This is a genomic window from Tatumella saanichensis, from assembly GCF_000439375.1.
Classification (GTDB): domain Bacteria; phylum Pseudomonadota; class Gammaproteobacteria; order Enterobacterales; family Enterobacteriaceae; genus Tatumella; species Tatumella saanichensis.
The window spans coordinates 21,833-35,042 of the sequence record NZ_ATMI01000004.1; the positions used below are offsets into that span (position 1 = coordinate 21,833).

General features: G+C 52.5%; 10 protein-coding genes. 6 read left to right on the forward strand and 4 right to left on the reverse strand.

The genetic code is table 11. The annotated features are described in order from the left end of the window. Positions 1-37: 37 nt before the first annotated feature. Both recQ and pldA read right to left on the reverse strand, forming a co-directional pair. Complete coding sequence (recQ, locus tag DW47_RS0102865) at positions 38-1,861, reverse strand: ATP-dependent DNA helicase RecQ (protein ID WP_029684834.1); 1,824 nt, start codon at positions 1,859-1,861, stop codon at positions 38-40. A 20-nt stretch (positions 1,862-1,881) separates the two neighbouring features. Further along, entirely contained in the window at positions 1,882-2,760 is an 879-nt protein-coding gene (gene pldA, locus DW47_RS0102870) for a phospholipase A (protein ID WP_029684835.1), read from the reverse strand. 157 nt (positions 2,761-2,917) lie between these two features. On the opposite strand from pldA, the gene DW47_RS0102875 reads away from it, so the two are divergent. The 6 genes from DW47_RS0102875 (at position 2,918) to dsdA (ending at position 9,708) form a co-directional block, all read left to right on the forward strand. Continuing rightward, on the forward strand, positions 2,918-3,388 hold the full coding sequence (locus DW47_RS0102875) for a thioesterase family protein (protein ID WP_029684836.1): 471 nt from the start codon (positions 2,918-2,920) through the stop codon (positions 3,386-3,388). Between the two features lie 132 nt (positions 3,389-3,520). Continuing rightward, positions 3,521-4,237 (forward strand): acid phosphatase AphA, encoded by a 717-nt coding sequence (gene aphA / locus DW47_RS0102880; protein ID WP_029684838.1) that lies wholly within the window; start codon positions 3,521-3,523, stop codon positions 4,235-4,237. Between the two features lie 305 nt (positions 4,238-4,542). Continuing rightward, entirely contained in the window at positions 4,543-5,778 is a 1,236-nt protein-coding gene (locus DW47_RS0102885) for an MFS transporter (RefSeq protein ID WP_029684840.1), read from the forward strand. Positions 5,779-5,863: 85 nt separating this feature from the next. Then, positions 5,864-6,775, forward strand: coding sequence for a LysR substrate-binding domain-containing protein (locus DW47_RS0102890; RefSeq protein ID WP_029684841.1), 912 nt, complete (start codon positions 5,864-5,866; stop codon positions 6,773-6,775). A gap of 61 nt (positions 6,776-6,836) precedes the next feature. Beyond that, positions 6,837-8,363 carry an amidase gene (locus tag DW47_RS0102895; protein ID WP_029684843.1) on the forward strand — a complete coding sequence of 509 codons (1,527 nt, stop codon included), beginning with the start codon at positions 6,837-6,839 and terminating at the stop codon, positions 8,361-8,363. 31 nt (positions 8,364-8,394) lie between these two features. Then, complete coding sequence (dsdA, locus tag DW47_RS0102900; RefSeq protein WP_029684844.1) at positions 8,395-9,708, forward strand: D-serine ammonia-lyase; 1,314 nt, start codon at positions 8,395-8,397, stop codon at positions 9,706-9,708. Between the two features lie 42 nt (positions 9,709-9,750). Here dsdA and corA read toward each other — a convergent pair whose 3' ends face one another. Together corA and uvrD are read right to left on the reverse strand one after the other, a co-directional pair. Further along, positions 9,751-10,704 carry a magnesium/cobalt transporter CorA gene (gene corA / locus DW47_RS0102905; protein WP_029684846.1) on the reverse strand — a complete coding sequence of 318 codons (954 nt, stop codon included), beginning with the start codon at positions 10,702-10,704 and terminating at the stop codon, positions 9,751-9,753. A gap of 317 nt (positions 10,705-11,021) precedes the next feature. Then, on the reverse strand, positions 11,022-13,184 hold the full coding sequence (gene uvrD, locus DW47_RS0102910) for a DNA helicase II (RefSeq protein ID WP_029684847.1): 2,163 nt from the start codon (positions 13,182-13,184) through the stop codon (positions 11,022-11,024). Positions 13,185-13,210: the final 26 nt, after the last annotated feature.

Consider the following 13,210-nt stretch of genomic DNA (forward strand, 5'->3'; position numbering starts at 1 on the left):
CTGCAACTTCCTGACAAAAAAAGAGAAAAGAGAAGGGTTACTCGTCACTGAGATGTTGCTTTATCATCACCATAAACGGCCGACCAAATCGCTCCAGCTTACGCTGACCAATACCGTTTACCCCCAGCATCTCCGAGGCTGTGACTGGCAGTATTTCTGCCATTTCAATCAATGTGGCATCATTGAACACCACATAAGGCGGAACACTTTCCTCATCAGCAATGGTTTTACGTAACTTACGCAGTTTAGCGAACAGCTTACGATCATAATTACCGCCCGGTAGACGGCTGTTGCCCTGGCGGGGCTTGGCGACCGCCAAGCGCGGCACCGCTAGCATCAACGAATGTTCGCCGCGTAATACTGGCCGTGCCGCTTCCGTCAGTTGCAGGGCAGAATGCTGGCTGATATTTTGCGTAACAAAACCGAGATGGATTAACTGACGCAACACACTTACCCAGTGTTCATGCGAATGTTCACGGCCAATACCATACACTGGTAGTGCGTCATGCCCCTGTTCTTTGATACGCTGGTTTGCCGAACCGCGGATCACCTCCACGATATAGCCCATGCCAAAGCGCTGACCGACGCGATAGATCGCAGATAATGCTTTCTGTGCATCTACCAGTCCATCATAACGTCGTGGTGGGTCCAGACAGATATCACAGTTATCACAAGGTTGCTGGCGGCCTTCGTCGAAATAATTGAGCAACACCAGACGCCGACAGGTTTGCGCCTCGGCAAAAGCCCCCATCGCATTCAGTTTATGGCGTTCGATATCCTGCATCGCCCCCGGCGCTTTTTCTTCCAAGCAACGGCGCAACCAAGCCATATCCGCCGGATCATACAACATCATTGCCTCAGCAGGCAGCCCATCACGCCCGGCACGGCCGGTTTCCTGATAATAGGATTCAATATTACGCGGAATATCAAAGTGTACCACGAAGCGGACATTCGGCTTGTTGATCCCCATCCCAAACGCCACGGTGGCTACCACAACCTGAACATCATCGCGCTGAAAAGCTTCCTGTACACGGGCCCGTTGCTGAGGCTCAAGACCGGCATGGTAAGCCCCGGCGCTGATCCCCCGGCTCTGTAAACGTGCTGCAGTATCTTCCACTTTGGCGCGACTGTTACAGTAGATAATCCCGCACTTGCCTCGTTGATCCTGCACATAGCGCAGTAGCTGCTCGGTAGGTTTATATTTTTCCAGTAGGGTATAGCGGATGTTAGGCCGATCAAAACTACTGATCTGCACCAATGGATTATCCAGCTGTAGCTGCTGAAGAATATCATGGCGAGTAGCATTATCCGCCGTCGCCGTTAATGCCATAATGCGTAATGTTGGGAAGCGCTGACGTAACCCACCGAGAGCACCGTATTCGGGGCGAAAATCATGCCCCCACTGTGAAATACAGTGCGCTTCATCGACCGCCAACATTACCGGTCGCCACAGGCTCAGGGCCTCAAGAAAACTCTCCATCATCAGTCGTTCTGGCGCGACATACAGCAAACGTATGCGCCCCTGTAGGCAATCAGCATAGATTTGCTGCTGCTCTTCTCGACTTTGCGAGGAGTTCAGGCAGGCAGCCATAACGCCGTTGGCCAGCAACTGATCGACCTGATCTTTCATCAGGGAGATCAGGGGAGAAACCACCAGTGTCAGTCCTTCGCTGACCAGTGCCGGCACTTGATAACACAAGGATTTCCCGCCGCCGGTCGGCATGATCACCAAACAGTCCCTTCCTTCCAGTGAGGCATTAATAATCGCTTCCTGGCCGGGACGAAACTGCTGATAACCAAAAACATCCCGCAGGACCTGTTTAGCCTGTTCCTGCTGCGGAATTACTGCCATTGTTGTCACAAATGCCCTGCACTCTTTAATCAGAAAATATCATTTAACGTAACGCCGACGCCGATACGGGTCTGACGATGATTGTAGTCGATCATGGATTCGCCGTAACCGCTATACAGCTGAGTATAGAAACGCACATGATTAGTCAGCGGATAGCTCCAGCCCATCAGCGCACCGCCATAACCGGTGTTCCAGTTGTAGGTGCCTTCGATACTAAAGATATTATCCCCGAGCATATACCCGAGTTTGGCCCGGTAATAGCCCATATACTTAGTAATATCCGGATTATCGTCGCTGCTCGCACTTTCGGGGATCCGATACCAAGGCTTAATTTCAGCCAGCATATTACCATTTTTTGCCATAAAACGGGCATAGACACGGTTCCAGCTTCGTGACGTCGGATCACTGCGGCCATTCGATTGATGGTTCAGGCCCGTCTCGACATCGCGCAGGGTCCACCCCCCTAACTGATAATCCGTCGCCCAGCCAACAAATAGCTGCGGTTCATAGTTGGTTTCACGAAAGGGAGAAGATTCCCGAGTATTTGAGATCTGCCACCAAGAGCGCTGTGTATAGGACATCGCCAGCACCGAGTTATCCCCGGCAATGCCGCGCCATAGCGGAAAGGCCAAGCTGAGCTGGAATTTCAGTTCATCTTTTTTGGCATGATCCGCCCAGCTATAACTGGAGATCGCTGAACTGTTCATATTACTGGTATCGGTATAGAGCACATAGTTGTCCTCATACGGATACAGTAGAAAATTATTATCATGCTTTTGCAGTAAGTTAGCGATTATGCTGCCACGCACTGCCGGATCATCATGCACGTCGCTGATCGTCGCCTCTTGTGCCTGAGCCAGCACAGGCATTACCAGGGCAGCAACAGCCCCATAGAAAAACAAACGCATCACAGTCACCCTAACTGAAAAGACAAAAAACGGGGCATTACATGCATACCCTCTATCAATAGGTCACCGGTTTTCACCTAGCGACAACAGAAACTACAGCATAATATGAGAATTCACTCGAAACTGCTCAGAACAATTTTTCAGGCAAAGGTAAATTATGTCGCTTCGTTATCTGACACAGCACCAGGCACGGACGTTAGTCAGTGAAATATTCATCAGCAGTATGCCCTTTAATCAGGCCTTGGGGCTGGAATTACTGACGCTGGACGAACAGCATGCCAGCCTACGTCTGCCCAACAAACCTGCGCTGGTCGGTAATGCCGCCCAGAAAATTCTACACGGTGGCGTCATCGCCTCGGTGCTGGATGTTGCCGCCGGACTGGTCTGTGTTAACCACGCGTTGACCCGTCAGGATATGATCAGTGAGGAAGAGCTTAGGCAGCGTTTATCGCGGATGGGCACCATTGACCTGCGGGTAGATTACCTACGTCCAGGCAGGGGCGATACGTTTATCGCCTCCGCACAATTACTGCGGGCAGGCAATAAAGTCGCGGTCGCACGGGTGGAACTGCACAATCAGGATCAGCTGTATATCGCCACCGCCACCGCCAGCTATTTGATCGGCTAATCGCGTGCGAGTGGTAAGCATAAATAAATCCTCTGTCAAAAAGCCGCGATCCTAATTTTACATTTGCACGGGCGGGTGGTATCAGAGATATCCCACTGATTGATAACTAATGATAATCTAGGATACCCGTTCATGATTTTCCGCAAAATCGCACTCAGCGCCGCCCTTATTCAGGCGTTATGCCTGCCTCCCCTGGCGCTAGCCAGTATGTCAGACAACACGCCACTCTGGCAGGGTATTACCGCAGCAGAACTGGCCCACCAGCAGCCGATACATTGGGTATCGGTGGCACAGATCCGCAACAGTTTACAGGGTAAGCCGCCGATGGCCATCGGTTTTGATATTGATGACACCCTGCTCTATTCCACGCCAGGGTTCGTCCATGGCCAACAGGTATTCTCCCCAGGTAGCGATGATTACCTGAATAACCCAAAGTTTTGGCAAAAAATGAATAACGGCTGGGATGATTTCAGCGTGCCGAAAAAAATTGCACAGCAATTGATCGACATGCACCTGCAGCGGGGCGATACGATCTACTTTATTACGGGTCGTACGCCCACCAAAACAGAGACCGTCAGTGCTACCCTGCAACAGGATTTCCATATCCCAGATAGTGCTATGCATCCGGTGATTTTTAGTGGCTTCCAACCGGGCCAAAATACTAAAGTGAGTTGGATCAAACAGAAAAATATCCGCCTCTACTATGGCGATTCTGACAGTGATATCACTGCGGCCCGTGAGGCCGGAGCGACAGGTATCCGCGTATTACGCGCCTCGAATTCCTCCTATCTACCGTTACCTAAGGCCGGCGATCTGGGTGAAGAAGTGATTATCGACTCTCAAGACTGATCGTCTCCGCAGCAGCAGCCTAGCTGCTGCTGCAAGCAGCGACTCAGCCCTCCCGGCAATCATAAGAAAAAAATCTTACCGCCTTTCGCTGGCATAATCCTGTGGCTCATACCGGTTCAATGCACCATCCAAGACCATCTGTAGCGTCTTTTCTGGCTTTAACCCCGCTCTGTCACAGCGCAGCCGCACAAGCCTGGTGCGTTGCATTTCTGGCATACCAGTAATCTGATTTAATCACTTGTTGGCGGCTATCAGGGCACACAACATGCCCTCATCAACCGTGTTTACTCCTAGGGGAAAAACAGATGAAGACCGGCAAATTACTGAGTAGCCCGACGTTCGCATTTATCCTGCTGTATATCGGTTTTATGATTTCCTATGTTGATCGTAGTGCCATTTCTCTTTCCCTGTCCCATATCGCCAAAGATTTTAATATGGGGCCGGCAGAACTGGGTGTAGTACTGAGTATCTTCTATCTTGGCTATACGGTGATGCAGATCCCCGGCGGCTGGTTAGCCGACCGTTTCGGCAGTAAATATGTGGTCATTACCTCCATTGCACTCTGGTCAGTGTTCACTGTATTAACCGGGTTCGCCTGGTCGCTGACCTCATTACTGGTGATCCGCTTCCTGTTTGGTCTAGGTGAAGGTGGCTATCCGTCCTCTGCCATGAAAGGGATTGCCGAACTGTACCAGCGTCCGGCGCGTCCCAAAATGACGGGTTTCCTGATCTCCTCTAACTACTTGGGAAGTTTTGTGGCACCGCTGCTGATGGCTCCTTTGATTATTGGCCTGGGCTGGCGTGATGCGTTCTTCTACATCGGGATTGCCGGAGTGATGTTCGCCGTCATCTACTGGTTCGCCGTGCCTCGCAATAACCTGCAAGCTAGCGGTGAAAGCGACGCAGTACAAAAAATTAACCGTGCCGGTGTTGCTGAACTGCTACGCATGCCGTTGTTATGGAAAATTATGCTGGTCTGGTTCTGCCTGAGCATGGTCAACAAAGGACTTGATGCCTGGATGCCGATGTATCTGATGAAAGCCCGTGGCCTCGATCTAAAAACGGTGGGCTTTTTGTTGCCACTACCGTTTATTGCTGCCAGTGTCGCCTCCGCAATGGGGGGTTGGATCATGAGCCGCTGGTTTGATGGTAAAGAGAAAGTCATGCTGGTGATGAGCTGTGTTCTGACGGGTATCTTTGTCTACGGCATGTATCAGTCCGCCACCACCACAGAAGTGATTGTTTTCCAGACTATTGCTTACTTCTTTAAGTCCTTTGTATTCTCTGTGGCCTTCGCCTTGCCAACCAAAATTCTGGCCCAGCGTCTGGTTGGAACCGGTATCGGTATCATTAACTTCGGTGGTCAAGCCGCTGGGTTTGTCTCGCCACTGGCCATCGGCTTTATTATCTCGATGACCAACAGTTATCCGTCAGCCTTCCTGTTCCTGCTGGCATCGATTGCCTTAGCGGTAGTGATTAGCCTGACCTTTAATACCAAAAAGATCCGTGAAGTACAGTTAGCACAGGCACAGAAAGCCTGATGACATGACCGCGGAACTTTTATCTGCCTTTCCGGATAAGAGTTCCGCTACACTGCTGTCATGTTAGTCAAGAGATAGCCCAGTTATGAATGCCCGAATTCTGAGTGAAACTGCTGTTCTCTACTTTATGCAGGTGGTCAATTGCGGATCGATCAGTGAAGCCGCTGCGCGGATGCATGTGGTCCCCTCGGCAGTCAGTCGGCAGATCCGGCGTCTGGAAGAGGAGTTAGACACTCTGTTATTTGAACGCCAAGCACGCGGCGTAACCCTGACACCCGCCGGAGAGTTACTGGCGGCCTATGCCCGCCGTACCCTGCTGGATGCTGTACAGGTCACCAATGAGATCAAGGCGCTCAACCAGGTCACCGAATCACGGATTAAAATTGCCTGTACCCAAGGGTTTGCTTCACACTTTTTGCCGGTTGCCATTGCTGGCTTTCGTAACGCTGAACCCCGCTGTACCTTTCAGCTTCAGGTGGCCCCTGCAGAAGAAGTGACCCGTCGGGTTCGCGACGGCGAAGTGGATGTTGGCTTTAATTTCAGTCTCAGTGTAACGCGGGATATTCAGGTGCTCTATAGCCAACCAGCCCCGTTACTGGCACTGGTCGCCCCTGACCATCCGTTATTACAGCTTCCCCAAGTCACGTTACAGGATTTTGTGGGCTATTCACTGGCTCTGCCCAGTTTGAACACAACCCTGCGGGAGTTACTGGATATCTACTGTAGCCGCCAGGGAGTGAGTTATCACAGTGTGCTTGAGTCCGACAATTTGGAAACTTTGGCTGAATTTGCCGCCACCGGTGCAGGCGTGGCCTTTGGCGGAGAGTTATTTGTTCGGCACCGCCTGAAAAGCGGCCTGCTGAAAACATTGCATGTCCCTGAACTCCAAGAGAAGGATCGCTCAATTGAAATTCAGACCCGGGCCAATCAACAATTGTCTCCGATGATGATCCGTTTTATTTGTTATATCAGCGAGGTCATCGCGGCTGATAAGTAAAATACACTAATGAAGTTACCCCTGAGGTGACAATGTTCGCCCGCACACAGGAAATCTGAGTATGTCTGATGAGTTAACAACGCTAAGTGCCACCGAACTGAAACGTCTGATTGAGTCAAAAGAAGTCTCCCCCGTGGAAGCTCTGGACGCCTGCATCAGTCGTATCGATGCCCTCAACCCGAAAATTAATGCCTTCTGTGTCACCTCATTCGATCGTGCCCGCACAGAAGCGAAAGCCGCTGAACAAGAGATTTTACGAGGAGAGCCTGGCGGACTGCTGCGCGGTTTACCCATCGGGATTAAAGATCTCGAAGAAACAGAAGGCGTCCTGACGACTTATGGTTCGCCGCTCTACCGTGCCAATGTCCCGGTCCAAGACAATGAACTAGTACAGCGTCTACGTGGTGCCGGAGCCATCATGGTCGGTAAAACTAATGTTCCGGAAATGGGCGCGGGAGCCAATACCCGTAATCCTGTTTGGGGCGCAACCGGCAACCCATTTAACCCAGCGTTGAATGCGGGCGGTTCCTCCGGTGGCTCTGCCGCGGCTCTGGCTGCCAACCTGGTTCCTCTGTGCAGCGGCTCAGATACTGGCGGTTCCTTACGTATTCCAGCCGCCAAATGCGGGGTAGTCGGCCTGCGACCTTCTCCGGGACTAGTGCCGAGTGAACGTAAGCCATTGGGCTGGACGCCGATCTCCGTAGTCGGGCCAATGGGCCGTAACGTTGCTGATACTTGGTTACAACTGGCAGCCACCGTTGGGGTAGCCGATACTGATCCCCTCAGTTATCCCTTCACCTTGCCCGACAGCATCACTGAACTGCCGATCACCCAGTTATCCGGATTACGGATCGGCTATACCGAGGATTTTGGTGTCTGTGATGTGGACGATAACATCCGCCAAGTCTTCCGCGACAAAATCAGCCGTCTGCAAGGGCTATTTGCCAGTTGTGAAGAAGCAGATTTCCGCATGGAAAATGCGCATAAATGCTTCGACGTCCTGCGGGCCGAAGCCTTCGTCGCCAGCCTGCAATCTGCCTATGAAAAAGATCCAGATTCGTTAGGCCCTAACCCGCGGGCGAACTACGAATTGGGCGCACAGATGTCGTTAAAAGACTGTGTGTGGGGAAATGGCGAACAGACCCGAATCTTCCGCCATTTCCAGACCCTGTTTAACCAGTATGACCTGATCCTGTCGCCGGTCACGCCGGTATCGCCGTTCCCATGGGAACAGCCTTATCTAGAAGAGGTAAACGGTGTCAAACTGGATAACTATTATCGCTGGCTGGCCCTGACCTATGTGGTCACCCTCGCCACTAACCCGGCGCTGTCGATGCCGATGGGCGTCGACCACAAAAATATGCCGTTCGGGATGCAGGTGATCGGTAAGTTTCGGGGCGACCTGGAATTGCTATTGGCCGCCCAGGCATTGGAGGACTATTGTGAAACCACCGATGACCTGTGCCGTCCAACGCCGGATTTTGCCGCACTGAGCGCCAGCCAAGTCAACTTACTGACTCCTGTCACCCATCCACCGCTACCGGTGGAGGAGTACCAAACTGCTTCACAGGGTGCATCAGCCGTCTGATGCAGTGTTTTACTGGGAGTTAAACAGAACCATGGTTGTATACGGCAAATCTCGCGAACAGTGGATCACCGACTATCCACTGTTCGCCAATATCCTCGCTGGCCAACCGGTCAGTTGGTGTAATTCGGCACGGGTGCCTTTCGCAGAGGCCCTCAATGATATCGCGCTGACCGCTGAGGATGTGCAGCAGGCCAGTAAGCGGTTACAACGTTTTGCCCCGTTTCTGGCAGAGGCCTTTCCTGAAGTGGCCGAAAGTGGCGGGATCATTGAATCAGAATTACAGGAAGTGCCGGCCTTCGCCCGCGCCCTGACCGAACGCTATCACTTGTCGGCAGTTCCCTCGTTATGGCTGAAAAAAGACAGCCACTTGCCGATCTCTGGCTCCGTAAAAGCACGCGGCGGCATCTATGAGGTGCTGTTTCATGCTGAACAACTGGCGCTACAGTATGGTCTGCTGTCGACAGAGGATGATTACCGTATCCTGGCAGGAGAAGCCTGTCAGTCGCTATTCCGCCGCCATAAAATCGCAGTTGGCAGCACCGGTAACCTCGGACTATCCATCGGTATTGCCGCAGCACGTCTCGGTTTTAAAACCACCGTACATATGTCGGCAGATGCCAGACAGTGGAAAAAAGACAAACTGCGTAGCCACGGGGTGACTGTCATCGAGTATCAGGGTGACTATGGTCAAGCCGTAGAGCAGGGACGCCATCAAGCAGACAGTGATCCTTACTGCTACTTCGTCGATGATGAAAACTCCAAAACCCTGTTCCTCGGCTATGCCGTAGCCGGTGAACGCCTGAAGGCCCAGATCGACGCGCTACCGATCAAGGTGGATGCAGAGCATCCATTATGTGTCTACCTGCCTTGCGGTGTGGGCGGTGGCCCTGGTGGGATTGCGTTTGGCCTAAAACTGGCTTTCGGTGACCACGTCCATTGCTTCTTTGCCGAACCGACTGAATCCCCCTGTATGCTGATGGGGATGATGACCGGCTTGCACGAGCAGCTATCTGTCACCGATTTTGGTATCAGTAACCACACCGCCGCAGACGGGCTGGCAGTCGGCCGTCCGTCAGGTTTTGTTGGCCGTTCGATGGCTCGGATGATGTCCGGTTGCTATACAGTGACCGATAATGAGCTGTTCGCGTTACTGCAACTGTTGGACAGCACCGAGCATCTACAACTGGAGCCGTCAGCGCTGGCGGGCGCACCGGGGGTGGCCCAACTAACCGCTGACCGCTACCCGGACATTGTGCCGGAAAAAGCCACCCATATTATCTGGGGGACCGGCGGCGGGATGGTGCCGCCAGAGGAGATGCAGCACTACCTGACCCGACAGCCATAAAAAAAGCAGCCCGCTGGGGCTGCTTTTTTGATCGACCGACGGTTACAGCCAGTTGCGACGCTTGAAGTACAGGTACGGCGCTAGGGCCGCTAAGATCATCAGCACAATTGCGCCTGGATAACCGAATGTCCACTTCAGTTCCGGCATAAACTCAAAGTTCATCCCGTAGCTGGACGCTACCAGAGTCGGCGGCAGGAACACGACCGACACGACCGAGAAGATTTTGATAATCCGGTTCTGCTCAATACTGATAAAGCCCATCGCTGCCTGCATCAAAAAGTTTACCTTTTGAAACAGCGATTCATTGTGCGGCAATAGTGACTCAATATCCCGCAGGATTTCCCGAGCCTGCTCTAACTGGTTCGCTGGCAGACGGGCTTTACGCACCAAGAAGTTCAGGGCGCGCTGGGTATCCATCAGACAGAGACGCACTTTCCAGCCGATATCTTCCAGTTCCGCCAGCCGTGACAGGGCTTCGTCGTATTCTTCACCCTGTTGACCTTCCATAATGACGCGGCTCAGTTTTTCCAACGCCGTATAAATATTCTCGATTTCGTCTGCCAGTTGCTCGATTTTAGTTTCAAACAGGTCCAGCAGTAACTCAAACGCGTTGCCATCAATCAGAGTTTGGTTACGGGCACGCATCCGGTACAGGCGAAAAGCCGGCAGTTCACGCTCACGCAGGGTAAACAAGCGGTCATCACGGATAGTAAAGGCCACGGTCGCATTACCGGCATGGTCATCCGCATCTTCATAAAAGAAAAAGGAGTGGATATGCAGACCGTCTTCGTCTTCAAAAAAACGCGCCGAGGCCTCGATATCTTCCAGTTCAGGACGGGTTGCCAGGCTCTGACCCAACTGGGTCTGAACTAAATCACGTTCCTGTTCTTCAGGTTCAATCAGATCAATCCACACTGAGGAGGTCAGAGCAATATTATCGCTCTCCATTTCCATACGACTCAGTCGGTTTTCTTCCAGTTTATATGCACTCAGCATAGCAATAGTTACTCCCCATTACTGACAGGATGGGACAAGGCTGTAGCTCGCAGGGAACTCATGATCGGCACAGCAGGTGCCCGAACACAGAAACCACACAGGTGACAGAACAGTGCTGACGCAAATAACGGTGATTAACAGAGGGGTCACCGGCAACCATAAGGCGACCGGTGTTAGAGGATGCCTTAACGGGTTAGCCTGTTATTCAGGTCTGTGTGCCAGCAGCGACTGGGCGTGTCCAAGGCATTGTCCTCGTAATAATAATAGTGCGCGCATGTTACGCTGGGATGAAAAAATCGTCAAGTTCAGTACCTTAATCAGACAGTTTCAAGCCGTGCGTAGGCGGCGACTAGCCACTTGATCCCTTGTCCCTGAAAGGCGACTTGAAGGCGGCAATGATCACCGCTGCCTTCCAAATTAATAATGGTCCCCTCGCCGAATTTGGCGTGACGCACCCGCTGCCCCATAGTATAGCCGCTATCATTGGCCGTGACCGGCGATCCCATACGCTGATGGCTGACCGGGCGGCTAACACTGGCGCGCAAACGCACTTCCTCGACACAGTCCTCTGGGATTTCACCGATAAAGCGGGACGGACGATGACTGACCTCTTTGCCGTACAGACGACGGCTTTCCGCATAAGTCAGCGTCAGTTTCTGCATGGCGCGGGTCAAGCCGACATAGGCTAGACGCCGCTCCTCTTCCAGACGCCCGCCTTCTTCGAGAGACATCTGGCTCGGGAACATGCCCTCTTCCATACCAACAATAAATACCTGACTGAACTCCAGACCTTTGGCGGCGTGCATGGTCATCAATTGTACTGCATCCTGCCATTTGTCCGCCTGGCCCTCTCCAGCTTCAAGGGCCGCATGGGAGAGAAACGCTTGTAACGGCATCAGATCCTGATCTTCATCCTGATAACTGAACTGCCGTGTTGCCGTCACCAGTTCCTCCAGGTTTTCAATGCGAGCTTGGCCTTTCTCTCCTTTTTCCTGTTCATACATCATCCACAATCCAGAGTCTTTAATGACTCGGTCGGTCTGGACATGCAGCGGCATATCGGCCGTTTCTTGGGATAAGGACTCAATCAGTTCAATAAAGCGCTGTAACGCTGAGGCTGCCCGGCCAGCCAGGATTTTCTCTTTCAGCAGTTGACGGCAGGACTGCCACAGCGTCAACTGACCTTCACGTGCCGCCTGACGCACCACATCCAGCGTCCGGTCACCAATGCCACGAGTTGGGGTATTCACCACCCGCTCAAAGGCGGCATCGTCATTACGATTGGCCATCAGCCGTAGATAGGCCAGAGCATCTTTGATTTCCTGACGTTCAAAGAAGCGCATGCCGCCATAGATCCGATAAGGCAGGCTTGTTTGTAACAGCGCTTCCTCAAGGACACGGGACTGGGCGTTGCTACGATATAAAATGGCACAATCTGCCAGCGCACCGCCCTGTTCGTGCCAGTGCTTGATACGACTGACCACAAAACGCGACTCATCAAGTTCATTGAACGCACAGTACAGGGAAATGGGCTCCCCTTCGCTGTCCTCAGTCCACAACTCTTTCCCCAAACGGCCTTCATTATTGGCGATTAAGGTATTAGCCGCTTTCAAGATATTACGGGTCGAGCGATAGTTCTGCTCCAGACGGATGGTCTGCGCGCCTGGAAAATCCTTCAAGAAACGCTGGATATTTTCTACCTGTGCGCCGCGCCAGCCGTAAATGGACTGATCGTCATCCCCGACGATCATCACTTTCCCACTGTCGCCGGCCAGCATACGGATCCAAGCGTACTGAATGTTGTTAGTATCCTGGAACTCGTCCACCAGCAGATTGGTGAAGCGTTCGCGGTAATGGTTAAGAATATGCGGTTTGTTCAGCCACAATTCGTGGGCGCGCAGCAGCAGTTCGGCAAAATCCACCAGACCTGCTCGATCGCAGGCTTCTTGATAAGCCTGATAGATTTTTAGCCACGTCTGTTCCACCGGGTTACCATAACTTTCAATATGCTTCGGACGTAGCCCTTCATCTTTTTTCCCGTTGATGTACCACATCGCCTGCCGGGCAGGCCACTGTTTCTCATCCAGGTTGAGGGCTTTGATCAGGCGTTTCAGCAGCCGCAGCTGATCTTCACTGTCGAGGATTTGGAAGTCAGCGGGTAACCCGGCATCTAATGGATGAGCGCGCAATAAACGGTGCGCCAACCCATGGAAAGTCCCGATCCACATTCCTCCTTGGCTGGTGCCCAGCACCTGCTCAATACGGTGACGCATTTCCGCCGCCGCTTTATTGGTAAAGGTCACGGCCATTACCGAATAGGGTGAACAGTTCTCAACAGTCAGTAACCAGGCAATACGGTGGACCAGTACACGGGTTTTGCCACTGCCAGCCCCTGCCAGGACCAGCAAATTGCTGCGCGGTGCCGCCACGGCTTCACGCTGGTTATCATTTAAACTGTTGAGAAGATCAGAAACGTCCATAAGCACCGCGATTAAGAGAAAAGTAG